Origin of the sequence: Streptomyces sp. NPDC048197 (assembly GCF_043202395.1) — a bacterium.
Classification (GTDB): domain Bacteria; phylum Actinomycetota; class Actinomycetes; order Streptomycetales; family Streptomycetaceae; genus Streptomyces; species Streptomyces siderophoricus.
The window spans coordinates 46,743-67,581 of record NZ_JBIDAJ010000030.1 but is presented as its reverse complement, the minus strand read 5'-3'; the positions used below and the strand labels follow the sequence as shown (position 1 = coordinate 67,581).

The 20,839-nt window shown below is 71.2% G+C and carries 16 protein-coding genes and 1 tRNA gene; 5 read left to right on the top strand and 12 right to left on the bottom strand.

Annotation, left to right across the window (positions count from 1 at the left end; genetic code table 11):
- Window positions 1-7: 7 nt before the first annotated feature.
- From prmC to ACGF4C_RS30020, 11 genes are all read right to left on the bottom strand, one after another.
- Entirely contained in the window at window positions 8-853 is an 846-nt protein-coding gene (gene prmC, locus ACGF4C_RS30070; protein ID WP_030414147.1) for a peptide chain release factor N(5)-glutamine methyltransferase, read from the bottom strand.
- Between the two features lie 36 nt (window positions 854-889).
- A complete protein-coding gene (gene prfA / locus ACGF4C_RS30065; protein WP_393570337.1) occupies window positions 890-1,969 on the bottom strand; it encodes a peptide chain release factor 1 in 1,080 nt (359 codons plus the stop codon).
- Window positions 1,970-2,093: 124 nt separating this feature from the next.
- Complete coding sequence (gene rpmE / locus ACGF4C_RS30060) at window positions 2,094-2,318, bottom strand: 50S ribosomal protein L31 (RefSeq protein ID WP_030414149.1); 225 nt, start codon at window positions 2,316-2,318, stop codon at window positions 2,094-2,096.
- A 174-nt stretch (window positions 2,319-2,492) separates the two neighbouring features.
- On the bottom strand, window positions 2,493-3,620 hold the full coding sequence (locus tag ACGF4C_RS30055; protein ID WP_201801569.1) for an LCP family protein: 1,128 nt from the start codon (window positions 3,618-3,620) through the stop codon (window positions 2,493-2,495).
- 427 nt (window positions 3,621-4,047) lie between these two features.
- Window positions 4,048-6,096 (bottom strand): transcription termination factor Rho, encoded by a 2,049-nt coding sequence (gene rho / locus ACGF4C_RS30050; RefSeq protein ID WP_393570334.1) that lies wholly within the window; start codon window positions 6,094-6,096, stop codon window positions 4,048-4,050.
- 375 nt (window positions 6,097-6,471) lie between these two features.
- Window positions 6,472-7,389, bottom strand: a complete 918-nt coding sequence (gene thrB / locus ACGF4C_RS30045; RefSeq protein ID WP_393570332.1) for a homoserine kinase — start codon at window positions 7,387-7,389, stop codon at window positions 6,472-6,474.
- Between the two features lie 339 nt (window positions 7,390-7,728).
- The gene (gene thrC / locus ACGF4C_RS30040; RefSeq protein WP_030414153.1) at window positions 7,729-8,814 is read right to left on the bottom strand and encodes a threonine synthase; all 1,086 of its coding nucleotides are present in this window, start codon (window positions 8,812-8,814) and stop codon (window positions 7,729-7,731) included.
- Between the two features lie 8 nt (window positions 8,815-8,822).
- Window positions 8,823-10,115 (bottom strand): homoserine dehydrogenase, encoded by a 1,293-nt coding sequence (locus tag ACGF4C_RS30035; protein WP_362145765.1) that lies wholly within the window; start codon window positions 10,113-10,115, stop codon window positions 8,823-8,825.
- A 149-nt stretch (window positions 10,116-10,264) separates the two neighbouring features.
- Entirely contained in the window at window positions 10,265-11,656 is a 1,392-nt protein-coding gene (gene lysA / locus ACGF4C_RS30030; RefSeq protein ID WP_362145768.1) for a diaminopimelate decarboxylase, read from the bottom strand.
- A gap of 31 nt (window positions 11,657-11,687) precedes the next feature.
- Window positions 11,688-12,818, bottom strand: a complete 1,131-nt coding sequence (nrtL, locus tag ACGF4C_RS30025) for an ArgS-related anticodon-binding protein NrtL (RefSeq protein ID WP_393570329.1) — start codon at window positions 12,816-12,818, stop codon at window positions 11,688-11,690.
- Between the two features lie 137 nt (window positions 12,819-12,955).
- Window positions 12,956-13,552 (bottom strand): PleD family two-component system response regulator, encoded by a 597-nt coding sequence (locus tag ACGF4C_RS30020; protein ID WP_393570327.1) that lies wholly within the window; start codon window positions 13,550-13,552, stop codon window positions 12,956-12,958.
- 266 nt (window positions 13,553-13,818) lie between these two features.
- On the opposite strand from ACGF4C_RS30020, the gene ACGF4C_RS30015 reads away from it, so the two are divergent.
- Window positions 13,819-13,890: transfer RNA gene (locus ACGF4C_RS30015), tRNA-Arg, on the top strand.
- 583 nt (window positions 13,891-14,473) lie between these two features.
- Here the strand turns inward: ACGF4C_RS30015 and ACGF4C_RS30010 are convergent.
- Window positions 14,474-15,760 (bottom strand): cytochrome P450, encoded by a 1,287-nt coding sequence (locus tag ACGF4C_RS30010; protein ID WP_393570325.1) that lies wholly within the window; start codon window positions 15,758-15,760, stop codon window positions 14,474-14,476.
- Between the two features lie 1,038 nt (window positions 15,761-16,798).
- On the opposite strand from ACGF4C_RS30010, the gene ACGF4C_RS30005 reads away from it, so the two are divergent.
- The 4 genes from ACGF4C_RS30005 to ACGF4C_RS29990 all read left to right on the top strand — a co-directional run bounded on the left by ACGF4C_RS30005 (window position 16,799) and on the right by ACGF4C_RS29990 (window position 20,774).
- The gene (locus ACGF4C_RS30005) at window positions 16,799-17,140 is read left to right on the top strand and encodes a hypothetical protein (RefSeq protein ID WP_393570323.1); all 342 of its coding nucleotides are present in this window, start codon (window positions 16,799-16,801) and stop codon (window positions 17,138-17,140) included.
- 168 nt (window positions 17,141-17,308) lie between these two features.
- Complete coding sequence (locus ACGF4C_RS30000) at window positions 17,309-18,772, top strand: FtsW/RodA/SpoVE family cell cycle protein (protein ID WP_393570321.1); 1,464 nt, start codon at window positions 17,309-17,311, stop codon at window positions 18,770-18,772.
- A complete protein-coding gene (locus tag ACGF4C_RS29995) occupies window positions 18,769-20,220 on the top strand; it encodes a penicillin-binding transpeptidase domain-containing protein (RefSeq protein WP_393570319.1) in 1,452 nt (483 codons plus the stop codon). Before ACGF4C_RS30000 ends, ACGF4C_RS29995 begins: the two co-directional genes overlap by 4 nt.
- 68 nt (window positions 20,221-20,288) lie before the next feature.
- Window positions 20,289-20,774: an HD domain-containing protein gene (locus tag ACGF4C_RS29990; RefSeq protein WP_393570317.1), complete on the top strand. Its 486-nt coding sequence runs from the start codon at window positions 20,289-20,291 to the stop codon at window positions 20,772-20,774.
- The last annotated feature ends 65 nt before the right edge of the window (window positions 20,775-20,839 follow it).

Sequence of the window (20,839 nt, the reverse complement as noted above, 5' to 3'; positions counted from 1 at the left end):
GTGGGCGTCATGGCATCGCCCGGCGCGCGGTGGCGAAACGGGGCCTGTTGTTGAGGTCGGGGTGGTCGGCCGCGTCGGCCCAGCCCCGCTCCTCGGTGAAGATCCACGGCACCTGCCCGCCCTGGGTGTCCGCGTGCTCGATGACGACCACGCCGCCGGGCCGCAGCAGGCGGTGTGCGGTCCGCTCGATGCCGCGGATGGTGTCCAGGCCGTCCTGGCCCGAGAACAGCGCGAGCTCGGGGTCGTGGTCGCGTGCCTCGGGTGCGACGTACTCCCACTCGGTCAGCGGGATGTACGGCGGGTTGGAGACGACCAGGTCGACCTGGCCGTCCAGCTCGGGAAGCGCGGTCAGCGCGTCGCCGTGATGGAGAACGACGCGGGACCCCTCGACGTTCTTGCGGGCGTACGCCAAGGCCTCCTCGGACAGCTCCACGGCGTGCACCCGGGAGCGCGGCACCTCCTGCGCCAGGGCGAGTGCGATCGCCCCGGAGCCGGTGCACAGGTCGACGATGAGCGGCTCGACGACGTCCATGGCCCGCACCGCGTCTATCGCCCAGCCGACCACCGACTCGGTCTCCGGCCGGGGCACGAACACCCCTGGCCCGACGCTGAGTTCGAGGTAGCGGAAGAAGGCCCGGCCGGTGATGTGCTGGAGCGGCTCACGGGCCTCGCGGCGGGCGACGGCCTCCCAGTAGCGGGCGTCGAAGTCCGCGTCGGGGACCGCGTGCAGCTGGCTCCGCTTGACGCCGTGCACGTGCGCGGCGAGCTCCTCGGCGTCGAAGCGGGGTGAGGGCACGCCGGCGTCGGCCAGCCGCTGGGTGGCCTGGGCCACCTCGGCGAGCAGCAGGTTCACGGGGGTCCTCCAGCCGTGCGGACGGGTCGAGCGGGCTTACTGGGCGGCGGCGAGCTTGGCGGCCGAATCGGCGTCGACGCACGCCTGGATGACCGGGTCGAGCTCGCCGTCGAGCACCTGGTCCAAGTTGTACGCCTTGAAGCCGACGCGGTGGTCCGAAATGCGGTTTTCAGGGAAGTTGTACGTGCGGATGCGCTCGGAGCGGTCGACCGTGCGGACCTGGCTGCGCCGGGCGTCCGACGCCTCGCGCTCGGCCTCCTCCTGGGCGGCGGCCAGCAGCCGGGAACGCAGGATGCGCATCGCCTGCTCCTTGTTCTGGAGCTGGCTCTTCTCGTTCTGGCAGGAGACGACGATGCCGGTGGGCAGGTGGGTGATGCGCACCGCGGAGTCGGTGGTGTTGACGGACTGGCCGCCGGGCCCGGACGAGCGGTAGACGTCGATCCGCAGGTCGTTGGCGATGATCTCGACCTCGACCTCCTCGGCCTCGGGCGTGACCAGCACACCGGCCGCGGAGGTGTGGATCCGGCCCTGCGACTCGGTGGCGGGCACGCGCTGGACGCGGTGCACCCCGCCCTCGTACTTCAGCCGCGCCCAGACGCCCTGGCCGGGTTCGAGCGCGCCGTTGCCGCCCTTGGTCTTCACGGCGACCTGGACGTCCTTGTAGCCGCCGAGGTCGGACTCGTTGGCGTCGAGGATCTCGGTCTTCCAGCCGACCCGCTCGGCGTAGCGCAGGTACATCCGCAGCAGGTCGCCGGCGAACAGCGCGGACTCCTCGCCGCCCTCGCCGGCCTTGACCTCCAGGATGACGTCCTTGTCGTCGCTGGGGTCGCGCGGGACGAGCAGCAGCCGCAGCTTCTCGGTCAGCTCCTCGCGGCGGGCGTCGAGCTCCTTGACCTCGTCGGCGAAGTCCGGGTCGTCCGCGGCCAGTTCGCGCGCGGTCTCGATGTCCTCGCCGGTCTGCTTCCAGTCGCGGTACGTCGCGATGATCGGGGTCAGCTCGGCGTAGCGCTTGTTGAGCCGCATGGCTTCGCGCTGGTCGGCGTGGACCGCGGGGTCGGCCAGCCGCTTTTCGAGATCGGCGTGCTCACCGATCAGTTCTTCGACCGCCTCGAACATCGTGGGGTTCCTCTGCTGGCTGGCTGACTGTCTCTACCTACCCGGGGGGCGTCCCCCGCCAAAAAAGGCGCCGGTCCGGCCACCCCTGGACAGGGGCGACCGGAGACCGGCGCCTTGTGGGTCGCTACTTCTTGGCGGACCCGGCGTTCTTGCCGAAGCGGGCCTCGAAGCGGGCCACACGACCGCCCGTGTCCAGGATCTTCTGCTTACCGGTGTAGAACGGGTGGCACTCGGAGCAGATGTCGGCGCGGATGCTGCCGCCGGCAACGGTGCTGCGGGTGGTGAAGGACGCGCCACAGGTGCAGCTGACCTGGGTCTCGACGTACTCCGGGTGGATGTCGCGCTTCAAGGGATTCTCCTAGGTTCGGGAGTGCACCGGGTCGTTTCGCGGGTTGCGTCACGTGAACCGGGGCCGACGGTCCAGTCTGCCAGGACTAGCCGTATCTCCCAAAACCGGGGTACCTGCGCAACTATTCCCCGCCCGGTTCCGGGGCCGCGCGGGCCCCGGAACCGCACCCCGCGGCTACTTCACGTAGCGGCTCGTGCCGCCGGTGTCACCGGCAGAGCCCTTGATCGCGGACTTCGGGATGTCCCGGTCGTTGCGCAGCGCGTCCCAGACCTGCTTGCCCTGCCGGGTCAGCGGCACCACGCGGTCGGGGTTGGCGGTGTCGTACGTCACCGGCAGCGTCACCATGTCGATGTTCTCCGAGCCGATGGAGCCCAGGCTCTTGGCCAGGCCGGTCAGTTCGCTGACCGAGTTCAGGTCGGTGTCGGTGGTGATGGCCTTGGTGGCCGTGTCGGCGATGTCGTAGAGCTTGGTGGGGTTGGTCAGCACGCCGACGTTCTTGACCTGGTTCATCAGGGCCTTGAGGAACGTCTGCTGGAGCTGGATGCGGCCCAGGTCGCTGCCGTCGCCGCCGGGCACGCCGTGCCGGGTGCGGACCAGGCCGAGCGACTGCTCGCCGTCGAGCGTGTGGTGGCCGGCCTTCAGGTGCAGGTGGCTGTTCTTGTCGTCGATCGCCTTGGTGGTGGTGATGTCGACACCGCCCAGCGCGTCGATGAGCTTCTTGAAGCCGGTGAAGTCGACCTCGATGAAGTGGTCCATCCGGATCCCGCTGATCGACTCGACGGTCTTGACGGCGCACGCCGGGCCGCCGACCTCGAAGGCGGTGTTGAACATCGCCCGCCGTTCACCGGGGACGTTCTTGCCGTCCTTGGTGGTGCAGTCGGGCCGCTTGATCAGGGTGTCCCGGGGGATGCTGACGACGCTGGCCTTCTTGTGGCCCTTGAAGACGTGCACGACCATCGCGGTGTCCGAGCGCGCCCCGCCCTCGTCCTTGCCGTACTCGCCGTTCTTGCCGGCCCGCGAGTCGGAGCCCATCACGAGGATGTCCATCGAGCCGTCGTCGACGTTCTGGGGCCGGTCGTGGCCGAGGGCGGCGTTGATGTCGACGCCCTTCAGATTTCCGTTGAGCTTGAAGTAGACGTAGCCGAGTCCGGCACCACCGAGCAGTACGACGCTGACCAGCGCGCACAGCGTGATGGTGAGTGCCCGGCGGCGCCGGGTCGGCCCCTTGCGCCGGCGGCCCGTGGCACGTATGCCGCGCGCACGGCTTTCGGCCGTCTGCACGGTCCCACTGCTGTCCGCCATCTGCTCCTCAGTCCTTGTTGCCGTCGCTGCCCCTCGCCGTCACCGTGCTGCCTGCTGTCACGGCCCGTCGCGCCTTGTCAGACGGGAGGCTGACGGGAAGGGTTGCACAGCAAGTGATGAGCGGATTCTTAGAAATCACCGCGGGCCGCGGCCGGCCGTGCGCCGGCTCCGCCGTCCTCACCTGGTCTTTCGTCCCGGTTTCCGGCCTGGCCGGAACGTTGCGTCCGACGACGATCTGTGCGGAACGTCTCAGATCGGGCACTTCGCCGGCTCCCGGGGACGCGGCGCAGGTCACAGGGCCACCGGGCGCGCAGCCGGGCCGGGGGCCGCCGTCACGGGCCGCCGTACGGGCCACTCAGCACGACGCCCCCCTCACCCGAAAGGGCGAGGGGGGCGGTGCGGACGGCGCCGGAGCGCTCCGGGGGCGTCAGTCGTTGCCGTTGCCCGCGGTCGGCGTCGTCTTCTGGATCTGCAGCAGGAACTCCGCGTTGGACTTCGTCTGCTTCATCTTGTCCAGCAGCAGCTCGATGGCCTGCTGCTGGTCCAGGGCGTGCAGCACCCGGCGGAGCTTCCAGACGATGGCCAGCTCGTCGCTGCCCATAAGGATCTCTTCCTTACGGGTGCCGGACGCGTCGACGTCCACCGCCGGGAAGATGCGCTTGTCGGCGAGCTTCCGGTCGAGCTTGAGCTCCATGTTGCCGGTGCCCTTGAACTCCTCGAAGATCACCTCGTCCATCCGCGAGCCGGTCTCGACCAGCGCGGTGGCCAGGATGGTCAGCGAGCCGCCGTCCTCGATGTTGCGCGCCGCACCGAAGAACTTCTTCGGCGGGTAGAGGGCGGTGGAGTCGACACCACCGGACAGGATGCGGCCCGAGGCCGGGGCGGCGAGGTTGTACGCCCGGCCCAGACGGGTGATCGAGTCCAGCAGGACGACGACGTCGTGGCCCAGCTCCACCAGGCGCTTGGCCCGCTCGATGGCGAGTTCGGCGACGGTGGTGTGGTCCTCGGCCGGGCGGTCGAAGGTCGAGGAGATGACCTCGCCCTTGACCGACCGCTGCATGTCGGTGACCTCTTCGGGACGCTCGTCGACGAGGACGACCATCAGGTGGCACTCGGGGTTGTTGCGGGTGATCGCGTTGGCGATGGCCTGCATGATCATGGTCTTGCCGGTCTTCGGCGGGGCCACGATCAGACCGCGCTGGCCCTTGCCGATCGGCGAGACCAGGTCGATGATCCGGGTCGTCAGCGCACCGGACTCGCCCTCCAGGCGCAGCCGCTCCTGCGGGTAAAGGGGCGTCAGCTTGCCGAAGTCCGGCCGCCCGCGGCCCTGTTCGGGCGCCATGCTGTTGACGGTGTCGAGCCGGACCAGCGCGTTGAACTTCTCGCGCCGCTCGCCGTCCTTGGGCTGCCGGACCGCGCCGGTGACGTGGTCGCCCTTGCGCAGGCCGTTCTTGCGGACCTGGGCGAGCGAGACGTAGACGTCGTTCGGGCCGGGCAGGTAGCCGGAGGTCCGGATGAACGCGTAGTTGTCGAGGATGTCCAGGATGCCGGCGACCGGGATCAGGACGTCGTCCTCGGCGATCTGCGGCTCGTTGCCGAACTCCTCGCGGCCACCGCGGCGGCCGCGACGGTCGCGGTAGCGGCCGCGCCGTCCGCGCCGGCCGCCCTCGAAGTCGTCGTCCTCGTCCCGGCGGTCCCGGTCCCGGTCGCGGTCGCGACCCTGGCGCTGGCCGCCCTGGCCGCCGTCGCCGGCGTCGCCCTTGCGGCGGTCACCGCGGTCGCGCTGGCGACGGTCACCGCGGTCACCGCGGTCGCCCTTCTGGCCCCGGTCCTGGCGGTCGCCGCGCTCCTGGCGCTCGCCGCCCTTGGCGGGCCGGCCGTCGCCGGTCTCCTGCGGGGCGGTGGCGGTGTCGGTGCGCGCCTCGGTCTTGGTGTCGGTCTTCGCCTCGACCTTGGTGTCGGTCTTGAGGCCACCGTCGGCCTCGGGGCTGCCCGCGGCGGCGGTGGCCCGGCGGCGGCGCCGCTCACCGGCCGGCTGCTCGTCGCTGACGGGCTGGCCGGGGATGTCGATCTGCTGCTGGGCGCCGGCCTTGTCCGCCTTGTCCTTGGCGGCGCGCTCGGTCTTGTCGGCCTTGGCGGCCGGCTCGGCGGCCTCCTCGCCGGTGCGGGCCTTGGAGGTCGTGCGGCGCTTGGGCTTGGCCTCGGCCTCGGTGGATGCGTCGGCCTTGGCCGCCGTGCCCGAGCCGCCGGCCTGGCGCTCCTTGATGACCTCGATCAGCTGGCTCTTGCGCATCCGCGCGGTGCCCTTGATACCGAGGCCGGAGGCCACCTGCTGCAGCTCGGCCAGGACCATGCCGTCAAGGCCGGTGCCGGAACGGCGGCGCCGGGTGGTGGCAGGCGCGGCGGGAGCGTCCGTGGCGGGCGTGGTGGCACTGCCATCGGTGCGCGCGCCCATCAGATCGGTGGTGTCGCTCACGAAGGGTCCTTCCCTGGAGCGGGCGTCGGCCTGTCTGGCTCGGCGACCGGTTGTGCTGTCCGGCTGGGTCCTCAGGTCTCGCGGACCGGGCCGGGGCGGTGGTCCCGCCGGAAGTGGCGGAGAGATCAGTTCATGATTCCGGCGCGAAGAGATGCAGAGTGACTCATGTCGTCACGCCGATTCCGGAGCATGCTCGCTTCTGCTTCAGGCAACTGCTCCAAGCAGTTTGGGAGGCTCCCGGAAGAAAGGTGGTCCCGATGGGGGACACGAAGCACAGCGCCACTGCGGCGGCTCGTACTCACTTGAGGTTAACACTACCGGATCCAACAAACATTCCCCCTCTCAAAGACCGGCAATCGTCGATCAGCTGCGTGATCACCCGGCGAGCGGCAGGACACCGGTCCCTGTCGCGTCGAGGGTCAGCCGGTTCGCCGCCCACCCCTCGCCCGCCAGGGCCGCGACCTTCTCGGCCGCCGCGTCGTCGACCAGCGCGAGCACCGTCGGGCCCGCACCGGACACGACTGCGGGGACGCCGTCCGCGCGCAGTCGGTTCACCAGGGCCACGCTCTCCGGCATCGCCGGGGCACGGTATTCCTGGTGAAGTCGGTCCTCGGTCGCGGCGAGCAGCAGCTCGGGGCGCCTGGTCAGGGCCTCGACGAGCAGTGCGGCGCGGCCGGCGTTGGCCGCGGCGTCCACGTGCGGGACGGTGCGCGGCAGCAGTCCGCGGGCGGTCTCGGTGAGCACCGGCTTCCCGGGCACGAAGACCACCGGAACGATGGAATCGGCCGGATCCATCCGGATCGCCCGTGCGGTGCCGGTGTCCATCCAGGCGAGCGTGAAGCCGCCGAGCAGACAGGCGGCGACGTTGTCGGGGTGGCCCTCGATCTCGGTGGCCAGCTCCAGCAGAGCGGTGTCGTCGAGCTTCTGCTCGCCGCCTATCGTCACGGCGCGGGCGGCGACGATGCCGGCGCAGATGGCGGCCGACGAGGAGCCCAGGCCGCGGCCGTGCGGGATGCGGTTGGCGCAGACGATTTCCAGGCCGCGCGGCTGTCCGCCGAGCAGCTCGAACGCGGTGCGCATCGACCGGACGAGCAGGTGGCTCTCGTCGCGCGGGAGGGTGTCGGCACCCTCACCTGCGATGTCGATATGCAGCCCGGAGTCGGCGACGCGCACCACGACATCGTCGTACAGGCCCAGGGAAAGACCCAGGGCATCGAAGCCGGGACCGAGATTGGCGCTGGTAGCGGGGGTGCGCACCCGGACGGCGGCGGCGCGGAACGCGGGACCGGCCATCGCTCGATGACTCTCCTTGATTGATGCTGCGGTACTGACCCGGAGCGCCGCGGCACCGAGGTGCCCGGCCGGCTCGTGGGGTCTGTTCTGACCTGCCCTGAACACCACTGCGTTATGCCGTGGGGAGGGGAGTTGGCTGCCAGCCTATCGAAGGAAGGTTCTGCCGCGACATAGGGCGCACAGGAGGCGCACGATGCGTGTCGCGCGCCTTCCCGTGCCCCGATGGCTGCAGCCTCGGGCTTTGCAGTCTTTGCACAGTTTGCTGTGCGGGTCGGTGACCGGACGGCGGCGTCCGGTCACCGGGCGCCGTACGGGCCGCCGGGCCCGTACGGCCGCGTCCTAGGCGAGGCCGAGCCGCTCGGCCGCCGCGTCCGCGTCGATCGGGACCGTGACCGGCTGCGGCGCACCGGCGACCGCCCAGTCCGGGTCCTTCAGGCCGTTGCCGGTGACCGTGCAGACGATGCGCTGGCCCGGGTCGACCTTGCCCTGCTCGGCGGCCTTGAGCAGACCGGCCACCGAAGCGGCCGAGGCGGGCTCCACGAACACGCCCTCCTGCGCGGCCAACAGCCGGTAGGCGGCCAGGATTTGACGGTCGGTCACCTCGTCGATGAAGCCGCCCGACTCGTCCCGCGCGCGCTCCGCGTACGCCCACGAGGCGGGGTTGCCGATGCGGATCGCGGTGGCGATGGTGTGCGGGTCCTTGACGGGTTCGCCGCGCACGATCGGCGCGGAGCCGGAGGCCTGGAAACCCCACATCCGCGGGGTGCGGGAGGCGATGCCGTCGGCCGCGTACTCCTGGTAGCCCTTCCAGTACGCGGTGATGTTGCCGGCGTTGCCGACCGGCAGCACGTGGATGTCCGGCGCGTCGTCGAGCATGTCGACGATTTCGAAGGCGGCGGTCTTCTGGCCCTCGATGCGCACCGGGTTGACGGAGTTCACAAGTGCGACCGGGTAGTTGTCGGACAAGCCGCGGGCCAGCGTCAGACAGTCGTCGAAATTCCCGTCGATCTGCAGGATCTTCGCGCCGTGCACCAGCGCCTGGCCCATCTTGCCGAGCGCGATCTTGCCCTGCGGGACGAGCACCGCGCAGACCATGCCGGCCCGCACCGCGTACGCGGCGGCCGAGGCGGAGGTGTTGCCGGTGGAGGCGCAGATGACCGCCTTCGCACCCTCCTCCTTGGCGCGGGTGATCGCCATCGTCATGCCGCGGTCCTTGAAGGAACCGGTGGGGTTGGCACCCTCGACCTTGAGATGCACCTCACAGCCCGTGCGCTCGGAGAGCACCTGGGCCGGCACCAGCGGCGTACCGCCCTCGCGGAGGGTGACGACCTCGGTCGTGTCGCTGACCGGCAGCCGGTCGCGGTATTCCTCGATGATTCCGCGCCACTGACGGCTGGTGGTGGCGGCGGTGGAATTGGCAGACATGGGTTCCTTTACTCCCCTTCGACCCGCATGATGCTGGCGACGCCGCGTACGGTGTCCAGCTCGCGCAGCGCCTCGACGGTCGACGACAGGGCCGCGTCGGCGGCCCGGTGGGTGACGACGACGAGGTCGGCCTCGCCGTCCTTGCCCTGCTGGCGGACCGTATCGATCGATACGCCGTGTTCGGCGAAGACCGTTGCGACCTGCGCGAGAACACCGGGCTTGTCGGCCACGTCGAGACTGATGTGGTAGCGCGTGACGACCTCGCCCATCGGGCTGACCGGCAGCGCGGTGTACGCCGACTCCCCGGGGCCGGTGGCGCCGGCGAGCTTGTTGCGACAGACCGCGACCAGGTCGCCGAGCACCGCGGAGGCGGTCGGCGCACCGCCCGCGCCGGGCCCGTAGAACATCAGCTGGCCGGCCGCGTCGGCCTCCACGAAGACCGCGTTGTACGCCTCCCGGACGGAGGCCAGCGGATGCGTCAGCGGGATCATCGCCGGGTGCACCCGGGCGGTCACCGACGCCCCGTCCGCCGCCCGCTCGCAGATCGCCAGCAGCTTGACCGTGCAGCCCATGCGCTGGGCGGAGGCGATGTCGGCGGCGGTGACCTCGGTCAGACCCTCGCGGTGCACGTCGTCGATGGTGACGCGGGTGTGGAAGGCGATCCCGGCGAGGATCGCCGCCTTGGCGGCGGCGTCGAAGCCCTCCACGTCGGCGGTCGGGTCGGCCTCCGCGTAACCGAGGGCGGTCGCCTCGTCCAGCGCCTCGCTGTACCCGGCGCCGGTCGACGCCATCCGGTCGAGGATGAAGTTGGTGGTGCCGTTGACGATGCCCAGGACCCGGTTGACCTTGTCACCGGCCAGCGACTCGCGCAGCGGCCGGACCAGCGGGATCGCGCCGGCGACGGCAGCCTCGTAGTAGAGGTCCGCGCCGTTGGCCTCGGCCGCGGCGTGCAGCGCCGCACCGTCCGCGGCCACCAGCGCCTTGTTGGCGGACACCACGCTCGCGCCGTGCTCGAAGGCGGTGGTGATCAGCGCCCGCGCGGGCTCGATGCCGCCGATGACCTCGATGACGACGTCGATGTCGCCCCGTTTCACCAGCGCGGTGGCGTCGGTGGTGACCAGCTCGGCCGGCACGCCCTCGCGCACCCGGTCGGGGCGGCGCACCGCGATCCCGGCCAGCTCCACGGGCGCGCCGATCCGGGCCGTGAGGTCGTCCGCGTGCGTCGTCATGATGCGCGCCACCTCTGAGCCGACAACACCACAGCCCAGCAGCGCCACCTTCAGCGGACGCGTACGCATCATTCGACCCCTGCTTCTCATCGATCAGCGATTTCCGTCTTGCTCCGCGCAAGACTCATGCACCAGTCTCACGCACCGGACGCCGGTTTCCGTCCGTCGTCCGGATACCGAGACATTTATTTCATCCCGGGCCGGGCCCCGGCGATCCGGCCCTACCCGACATCCAGGCGCAGGAGATCTTCCTCCGTCTCGCGCCGGACGATGACCCGGGCCGCACCGTCCTTCACGGCCACGACCGGCGGCCGCAGCGCGTGGTTGTAATTGCTCGCCATGGACCGGCAGTACGCCCCGGTCGCCGGCACCGCGAGCAGGTCCCCCGGCGCGACGTCGGCCGGCAGGAAGGCGTCGCGGACGACGATGTCCCCGCTCTCGCAGTGCTTGCCGACCACCCGCGAGAGCATCGGCTCGGCGTCCGAGGTCCGGGAGACCAGGGCCACGCTGTACTCCGCGTCGTACAGGGCGGTGCGGATGTTGTCCGACATCCCGCCGTCCACGGACACGTACGTCCGCAGCCCCTCCAGCTCCTTGACCGTGCCGACCTCGTAGAGCGTGAAGGCCGTCGGCCCCACGATCGCCCGGCCCGGCTCGACCGACAGCCGCGGTACGCCGAGCCCGGCCGCCTGGCACTCCTTCGTCACGATCTCGTTCAGCGCCTTGGCGATCTCGTGCGGCTCACGCGGATCGTCCTCGGAGGTGTACGCGATCCCGAGCCCGCCACCGAGGTCGATCTCCGGCAGCTCGATCCCGTGCTCGTCGCGCACCTCGGTCAGCAGCTGCACGACCCGCCGCGCCGACACCTCGAAGCCCGCCATGTCGAAGATCTGCGACCCGATGTGGCTGTGGATCCCGATCAGTTCGAGCCCGTCCAGCTTCAGCGCCCGCCGCACGGCCTCCGCGGCCTGTCCGCCGGCCAGCGCAATGCCGAACTTCTGGTCCTCGTGCGCGGTCGCGATGAATTCGTGCGTATGCGCCTCGACACCGACCGTGACCCGGATCTGCACCCGCTGCCGCTTGCCGAGCCGCTCGGCGATGTGCGCGACCCGCACGATCTCCTGGAACGAGTCGAGCACGATCCGCCCCACCCCGGCCTCCACGGCCCGGGTGATCTCCTCGGTGCTCTTGTTGTTCCCGTGCAGTGCGATCCGCTCGGCGGGCATCCCGGCCGAGAGGGCGGTGGCGAGCTCGCCCCCCGAACACACATCGAGGTTGAGCCCCTCCTCGTGCAGCCACCGCACGACGGCCCGGGACAGGAACGCCTTGCCCGCGTAGAACACGTCGGCGTCCGTACCGAAGGCGTCCCGCCAGGCCCGGCAGCGCGCCCGGAAGTCGTCCTCGTCCAGGAAGTACGCCGGCGTACCGAATTCCTCGGCCAGCGCACGGACGTCCAGCCCGCCGACGGTCACCGCGCCGTCGGCGTTGCGCCGGACCGTACGCGACCAGACGTGCCGGTCAAGGGTGTTGAGGTCGGCGGGCGGCCCGGCGTAGTGCCCCTCGGGAAGGACGTCGGCGTGCCGGGGCCCGGCGGGATGCGCGGAACGGCTCATAACAGGAAGTTCCCCTCAAAATTTCACAAGCTCAGAGGTGTTCGGGTGCGGAGATGCCGAGCAGGCGCAGGCCGTTGGCGAGCACCGTCCCGGCGGCCTCGGCAAGGGCCAGCCGGGCACGGTGCACGGCCAAGGGTTTCTGCTCCCCGACGGGCAGCGGCGGACAGACGTCGTGCCACCGGAAGAACGCCTCCGCCGTCGCCTCCAGATGCCGCACCACCCGGTCCGGCGCCCGCAGCCGCGCGGCGACCTCGAGGACGGAGGGGTAGGTGGCGAGCAGACCGTGCAGCTCCCGGATCCGGTCACGCAGCGCGGCGAGCTGGTCGGACCGGGAGGCGGGAACGGCGGCCGGGTCGTCCCCGAGGACCTCCCCCGGCCGGGACGCGAACCCCAGGTCATCGGCATTCCGGACCAGCGCCCGCACCCGCGCGTACGCGTACTGCACCAGGAACCGCGGGTTCCCCTCCCGCTGCACCGGCCGCTCGGGTATCCGCACCGGATCATGGGCGGCGGGCCGCAACAACACCCACCGCGCTTCGTCACTCCCGAGCCGAGCGACCAGCGCGGCCAGCTCGTCGGACTCGTGGAGCTTGCCGGACTCGTGGAGCTTGCCGGACTCGTCGGGCTCGTCGGGCTCATAGGGCCGCTGCTGGGCGGGGGGCTGGACGCCCTCCCCCACCGCCGCATCGATCCGCGCCAGCGCCTCGGCGACGACAACGTCCCGGGCACCGCGACGATCCACAGCGCCCGACGAGGACGCGGCATACGGACGGGCACCGTACGAGATGTCGCTGGCGGGGGCACCGCACGAGACGCCGTGGGAGGCACCGTACGAGGCGCCCTGCGTCAGGATCTGGCGCACGAGGTCGACCAGCGCCCCGTCCCCCAGCGTGAAGTTCAGAAAGCCCGGCCCGGCGATCTCCACCCGGTCGATCCCCGGGCTCCCCGCCAGCCGCTTCCGCAGGATCTCGGCGACCTCCCGGGCCGGCCGTCCCGCGGGCTTGGCGAGCTGCAGCGCAACGTTCGACGCGTAATCCCCGGACCCGGGCCGCTTGGGCGGCCGCACCACGATCCGCGCCGGCACCGGCACACAGAGCTCGCGATCCTCGACGGCACCGCGCACGGAGCGCAGGACGGTACGGGAGAGCTCAGCCGGGGTCACGGGACAAGCGTATGGGAGAACGGAGTCGTCGACGCGACCGGTTTCGCCCTGTGGACAGCGAGGCGCCGCGCCCCGCGGGCCCGCCCGCCAGCCGCCCTGGGCACGAGGTGGCCGCGCGGCTCAACCACCCGGCTCAACTACCCCGCCCCATGTTGCTCCCCGCCCGTACCGACATGCCCACGGGACGAGGACGGGGCGCCTTCCCCCGCCCCGACGTGCCCACCGACGTGCCCACCGGCCGGTGCACCCTCACCCTCGGACCCGGCCCCGGTTACCCCGGCTCCCCCGGCCTCCTGTCCACCGCCGTACTCCGACTCTCCGCCCCCGCCCTCGGGCCCGACCGGACTCCCTCCGGAACGCTCTCCCGGCCCACGCTCCCGCTGCTGCCGTCCTTCACGCACCAGCTTCCCCACCGTCCGCACCAGCTCCGTCGGCTCGAACGGCTTCGCCAGGAACGCATCCACCCCCACCGACTCGCCGTTGTCGACCTCGCCCTCCGTGCAGGCGCTGACGATGGCGATCGGAATGTCCCAGGTCCGCGGATCGGACCGCAGGCGTGCCGCGGTGTGCAGACCGTTGAGCCGCGGCATCACGACATCAAGGGTCACGACATCAGGTCTCACGTGGTGCACGACATCCAGACATTCGGCACCATCAGCCGCGGTCACGACCTCGAAGCCCTCCAGCTCAAGGTTGACCCTGATCAACTGCCGGATCACCTTGTTGTCGTCCACGACAAGGATCCGACCGGACAAGCCAGGCACACCATGAGACTAGGGGCCCACCTGCGGCGCCGTCCCGGTTTTGCCCACTTCCGCCCCCATGCGAGGGACCTTTCCCGGACCACCACCGCCGCACCATCGCGATGCGCTAAGGCCCCCCTCCACCCACCCGAGTCGGGCACCGAAACACCTCTCCCCCACCCCTCCCCAAACCTGTTCATGAACACCCCATCGGAGCTGGTAGGGTTCTACCCGTCGCCGCAAAACACAGCGGCAACGCCCCCGTAGCTCAGGGGATAGAGCAACGGCCTCCGGAGCCGTGTGCGCAGGTTCGAATCCTGCCGGGGGCACTCTGCGGAAGGCGGCTTGATCAAGCTGCTGATCTGCTTGAGTGCGATGAAGGAAGAGCCGGACCTGTTTTAGCGGGTCCGGTTTTTTGCTGTTCTGTCGCCGATTCTCAGGGCAGCTTTTGTGTTGTTCTGTTGCCAGTCTCGGTGCGTGATCGGCGCGGGTTGGTGATCAGCTGAGTGCGGCTCCGCCGGAAGATCCGGACGGAGCCGCTTTTCGTGCGGGTGCCGGGGAAGCCGCCGGAAGCGGACATCGATTCCGTAGCGGTGCAGGAGGGTGAGGCCCTTGTCGGCCGGCCGGCCCGGGAAGAGGGCGCTCAGGCGGTCCGCCGGACGGGGGCTGTGCGGGGCGTGGCCCAGCAGCTGGGCGAGGGCCGCTCGTAGGTACGTGCTCGTGGTCGGTGCTGCTCTTGGCTTCGGTGATCTCGACGCGGTCAGGGCCCGTCGCGATCTTTAGCGCGCGCTCTTTCCGTCGGTAGGCGGCCGATGGGGTGTGCAGCGCCTCCATCGGTGTGACGGAAGGAGGCGCCCGGGCACCTGTGGGGCGTCAAGTGCCCGACGGCTTTGGGGTGTTGGGGTGTTGGGGTCAGCCGTTCAGGTAGACCGGGAGGGATTCGACGCCGTAGACGATGGAGAGTTTGCGGAAGTCGAGGGTGTCGGGGGTGGTGGCGAGGCGCATGTGGGGGAAGCGGCGGGCCAGGGCCGGGTAGGCGGTGCGGAGTTCCATGCGGGCGAGTTCGGCGCCTACGCAGCGGTGGATTCCGTAGCCGAAGGCCAGGTGGGAGGGGACGTTGCGGGAGGGGTCGAAGACCTCCATGTCCGGGCCCAGGTTGCCGTCGCGGTCGGCGCCGCTGAGGGAGCAGAGGACGACGTCACCGGCGGCGATCTGGACGCCGCCGATTTCCAGGTCCTCGCGGGCGAAGCGCGGGAAGGCGACCTGGACGACGGTGAGATAGCGCAGGAGTTCCTCGACGTAGCGGTCGACCGCGTCGTCGCCGTCGTTGAGGGCGGCGAAGTGCTTCGGGTCCTGGAGGAGGACCAGCGCGCCGAGCGCCAGCATGCTGGCGGTGGTTTCGAAGCCGCCGGTGAGGACGCCGTCGGCCAGGCCCGCCAGTTCTTCGTCGCTGACCGTGTCGCCGTGTTCCTTGACGATCATGCCGAGGAGACCGTCACCCGGGTTTTCCCGCTGCTTCTTGACGATGTCCCGGAAGTAGGAAAGGGATTCGGATATGGCGCCGAAGGACGCGTTCGCTCCGCTGAAAAGGTCGAAGCGGGCGGCGCTGAGTCGTTCGAAGTCTTCGCGGTCCTCGTAAGGGACGCCGAGGAGTTCGCAAATGACGAGTGACGGAATGGGCAGCGCGAAGGCGTGGACGATGTCGACCGGGTCGCCGTTTTTGCCCGCGGCTTCCATCGCGTCGAGGCGTTCTTCGACGATTTCGTGGATGCGCGGGGTGAGCCGGCCAAGGCGGCGCATGGTGAATTCGGGCGTGAGCAGGCGGCGGAGGCGGGTGTGGACCGGCGGGTCCGCGAATCCCAGGCCGCCCGGGTTCTGTTCGGCGCCGGCGCCCGCCTTGCCGACGAGATTGGTGAAGTCCGAGCTGAAGGCGTTGGCCTTTCCGAGCACGGCCTTGACCTCGTCGTAACCCGTCACCAGCCATACGTTGGCGGCTATCGGCACCGGGAGCTTGCTGATGGGCTCGCGTTCACGGACGGCCGCCAAATCGCCTACGGGGTCGAGCCCTTCGCGCCGCAGCGGCATCAGGACGGACTCGGGCAAGAAAGACATTCGAGACAGATCGAATCCCTTCTTGCGCGTTCTCGACAGATACATACGGCCGGCCCAGGCGATGATCCGGGAACGGAGAGTCGTCATGACGCTAATACTGCCTTTCGTCGAGGGGGACGGTCACCCGCGCGCCCGGCCGCACAGGGCGGCCGGAGCAGCGCGGACCCTCCACTCGGCGTGCTCGGAGGTGACGTACGCCATAGCCCCTCGCTCGCGGCGGTCATGGCGCGGGTCCATGCCGTCGACCGGTGTCTTCGGTCGTCCGCTTCAGCGTGACGAGCTCGGCCTTCTGCTTTTCGGTCTGTTCGTTCGAGAGGAGTTTACAAACTGTCATTGGGTGCGTTCGCGGAACAACCCGGGAAGCCCCCGGGACGACCCTGGGAAGACCCTGAGGACTGCGCGATTCTTCCCTTAGGGGTTGGTCGGAGTGGGTCGGAGTGGGGCGGAGTGGGGCGGGATGGGCCTCGCAGTACCCTGCGCCGCCGGGTGCGGGGTACGTGCCGGTGAGCCGGTGGGCCGGTGAGCCGGTGATGGCACGCCAGCCCTCGTCTCCGCCCTCGCCTCCGCCCTCGTCCTTGTGCTCGCGCGCCGGTGGTGTCACGCAGACCGGTGCCTGGGCGGGCGGCGATGCGGCCGTTGGGCTCCGCGCCCTTGCCCTCCATCCGTACGAGGGGGTGGGGCGGGTCACGGCGAACTGACGCTTCCGGTAGGCGAGGAGGGCGCCGAGCGGGAAGCGAGGCGGAGGGGGTGGAAGGGGGTGGAAGGGGGAGGGGGTGGAGAGGCTGTGGGGCGAGGAATTTCGGTGGTGTTCGTTGGTGGCGGAATGTGGGGGTGGGTTTTTGTGGTGGCCGGCGAGGTGTAGCGGCCGGCGAGTTATGGGGAGACATTTGCGCTACGTAGCGTAAGCGGTTGCGGACGCTATGGGGTCTCCTTAGCGTGAGGGAGAGGTTCTCGGGGTTTCGCTCGGGGTCTTGCTCGGGGTCTTTTCTCCTTGGGAGGACGCGCATGTTTCCGCAGCGTTCGCACTCGCGGTATTCGCCTTCGCGGCATTCGCCTTCGCGTTATTCGTGGTGGGGGGATTCGCGTTCGCGGGGTTCGCGTGCGTGGCAGAGGAAGGCCGGCCGGGTGGGTCTCTGGGTCGTTTCCGGTGCGTTGGGCGGGGCCGTCGTGGCGGGGCCGTTGGCCCTGGCGGAACCGGCCGTGGCGGCGGGCGACCACCCTGGCAGTCCGGCCCGGCCCACAGGGCGGGTGGTGGCCAAGGAGGGGCTGGTGGTGCGGACCGGGCCGAGCAACCGGTACCGGGCCGTCGGGGCGAAGCGGTACGGGACCGTGGTGGGGATCGCCTGCCGGGTCAACGGGCAGCGCGTCAAGGGGAACCCGGTCTGGTACCGGCTCAGCGATGCCTCGTACGCCTGGTCTTCGGAGCGCGGGATCGTGAGCGAGGGGGCGGCCCCCCGCTGGTGCTGATCACCGGCCCCGTACGCACGCCCCCGCCCCCGCAAGCACAGCCACCCGCCCCCACACGCACGGCCACCCGCCCCGGACGTGCGGGCCCTCCGGTCGCCGCATCCGACATACCGGTCGCGACATCCGACATAACGGAAATACCGGCCACTGCTTGCTACGTTGCCAGGCATGACGGCGAGGGCAAGGGCGGGCGTCGCCGGACGGCATCCGGCGGAGCCTTCCCCCGCGCTGCCGCCGGGGACCAAGCAGCGCGGTATCGAACTGGCCCTCCTCGTAGGGGCCGTGCTGATCAGCGTCTGCGGGTACGTCGTCGTCGGTCTGGCCCGTTGGCATGCGGTGCCGGGCGGGGCGGTCCGGTACGGCGCGGGGCTCGGCGGGCTGGCGCTGCTCGCGCACCTCGTGGTGCGCTTCCGCGCGCCGTACGCCGATCCCCTGCTGCTGCCGACGGCCGTGCTGCTCAACGGGCTCGGGCTGGTGCTGATCTTCCGGCTCGATCAGGAGACGCCCGGGGACCGGGCCGCGCCCGCCCAGCTGATGTGGTCGACGGTCGGGGTGGCGCTGTGCATCGCGGTGGTGCTGCTGCTGCGCGACCACCGGGTGCTGCAGCGGTACGCGTATGTGTGCGCGGCGCTCGCGCTGCTGCTGATGGTCGCGCCGATCCTGTTCCCCGCCGTGAACGGGGCGAAGATCTGGATCCGGCTGGCCGGTTTTTCGCTTCAGCCCGGTGAGTTCGCCAAGGTGCTGATCACGGTGTTCTTCGCGGCCTACCTGGCCGCCAACGGCGGCGCGCTGGCGCACACCGGCCGCACGGTGGGGCGGCTGCGGCTGCCGGCCGGGCGGGTGCTGGGGCCGGTGGTGGCGGTCTGGCTGGTCAGTGTGGCGGTGCTGGTCCTCGAACGCGATCTGGGCACCTCGCTGCTGTTCTTCGGGATCTTCGTGGTGCTGCTGTACGTGGCGACCGGGCGGACCGGCTGGATCGCGGTCGGGCTGCTGCTCGCGGCCGTCGGGGCGGCCGCGGTGGGGACGTTGGAGCCGCATGTGCACAGCCGGGTCGAGGACTGGCAGCATCCGTTCGCCGGGATCGCGGCCGGGAAGGGGGCCGGGCAGCTCGCCCAGTCGCTGTTCGCGTTCGCCGCGGGCGGGGTCTTCGGCACCGGTCTCGGGCAGGGCCACTCGTATCTGATCGGCTTCGCCATGAAGTCCGACTTCATCCTGGCGACGTGCGGTGAGGAGCTGGGGCTGGCCGGGCTGTCGGCGCTGTTCGTGCTGTACGCGCTGCTGGTGGGCCGCGGTTACCGGGCCGCGCTGGGGCAGCCCGATCCGTTCGGCAGTCTGCTGGCCGTGGGGCTGGCGGCGCTGCCGGCGATCCAGGTGTTCGTCATCGCGGGCGGGGTGATGGGTCTGATCCCGCTGACCGGGATGGCGATGCCGTTCCTCGCCCAGGGCGGGTCGTCGGTGGTGACGAACTGGATCATCGTCGCGCTGCTGCTGAAGGTCAGTGACCGGGCGCGGGCGCCGCGGCCGGCGGGGCGGCAGCCGGCCGGGGGCGGGAGCTGGGTGGTGGGGTTCATGACGCCGGTGCGGGCCCGGGACGCGGCCGGTGGCGCGCCCGCCCCGGAGGCCGGGCGTTGATCCGCGGTATCCGGCACACCGCCGCGTTCTCCTTCCTGCTCCTCGTCGCGCTGCTGGTCAACGCCGCCCGGGTGCAGGTGTACGAGGCCGGGAGTTACGACGCCAGCCCGGCCAACCGGCGGGCGGCGATCGCCCGGTACGCCCAGCCGCGGGGCGCCGTCCTCGTGGCGGGCCGGCCGGTGACCGGCTCGCGGGACAGTGGTGGGCGGCTGCGCTACGAGCGCGCGTACGCCGACGGGCCGCTGTACGCACCGGTGACCGGCTACTCCTCGCAGACCTACGGGACCTCGCTGCTGGAACGCGCCGAGGACCCCGTGCTCGCCGGCACCGACCCGCGGCTCGCCACCTTCCCCTGGTGGGACCGGCTGACCCGGACCCACCAGCCCGGCGGTCAGGTCCACACCACCATCGATCCGCGGATGCAGCGCGCCGCGTTCGCCGGGCTGGGCGGCCGGAAGGGCGCGGTGGCCGCGATCGAGCCGCGCACCGGGCGGATCCTGGCGCTGGTCAGCTCCCCGTCGTACGAGCCGGGGGTGCTGTCCGGCAACGGGCCCGCGGTCGACCAGGCCTGGCACCTGCTGAACGCCGCCGCGGACCGGCCGATGCTCAACCGGGCGCTGGCAGAGACCTATCCGCCCGGGTCGACCTTCAAGGTCGTCACCGCGGCCGCCGCGCTGGAGAGCGGCCGGGTCACCGACATCGACGCGCCGACGGACTCTCCGGATCCGTACGTCCTGCCGGGGACCGCCACCCGGCTCGGCAATGCCGCGAAGGACTGTGCGGACGCCTCGCTGAAGGAGGCGTTCCGGGCCTCCTGCAACACCGTGTTCGCGCGGCTGGGCGTCGACGTCGGGCTGCGCGGGATGGCCGCGACGGCGCGGCGGTTCGGCTTCAACGACCGCGGGCTGCGCATCCCGTCGCCGGTCGCGCCCAGCCGTTTCGACACCCGCATGGATCCGGCGCAGGTCGCGCTGTCGGCCATCGGGCAGTACGACACCGCGGCGACCCCGCTCCAGATGGCGATGGTCGCGGCGGCGGTCGCCAACGGGGGGCAGCTGACGCCGCCGTACCTCGTCGACGAGGTGACCGACGCGGACGGGGTGATGGTCGCGGCCGGTCCGCATCCGGCCACCCGCCAGGTGATCAATCCGGCCACCGCCGAGCAGCTCCAGGAGATGATGGTCGACGTGGTCGAGCACGGCGGTGGCCGGCGCGCCGCCGTCAAGGGCCTCACCGTCGGCGGCAAGACGGGCACCGCCCAGCACGGCGTGCACAACGAGGGCACGCCGTACGCCTGGTTCATCTCCTGGGCGCGCACGAAGGACACCTACGAACCGACGGTCGCGGTGGCCGTGGTCGTCGAGGACGCGGCGGCCGATCGCGCGGACATCAGCGGCGGGGGGAATGCCGCGCCGATCGCCCGGGCGGTGATGACGGCCGCGCGGTGAGGCGCTCCCCCCGGGCGCGGTGAGCCGCTCCCCCGCCACCGTGGCCGGGCCCGGGCCACAATGGCCGCATGGCTGATCCGACCGCGTCCCCTTCCCCGTCCCGGGCGTCCCGTCCGCCCCTGTCGCTGGCCGAGGTGGAGGCGCTGGCCCGGCGCGCGCACGAGGGGCAGACCGACAAGGCGGGCCGCCCGTATGCCGAGCACCTGGCCGCGGTGGCCGCGGGCGTACGCGAACGGGGCGGCAGTGACGAGCAGATCGCGGCGGCCTGGCTGCACGACGCGGTCGAGGACGCCGCGCTGAGCGAGGAGTGGCTGGCCGGTGCGGCGCTGACCGGGGCGACCAAGGCGATGGTGCGGGCGGTCACCAAGCGGCCGGGCGAGCCGGTCGAGGAGTACACCGCGCGCATCCTGGCCACGCCCGGTGCGCTGCTGGTCAAGGAGGCGGACCTGGCGCACAACGCCGATCCGGCCCGGCTGGCCGTGCTGGACGCAGCGACCCGGGAGCGGCTGACCGCGAAGTACGCGCGGGTGCGGGGGCTGTTGGGCCTGGCCTGAGCGCGTGGGCCGGCTTCGGCCGGGTGGCGCCGGCCCGGTCCACACCCCGGACGCCCGCACGGAAA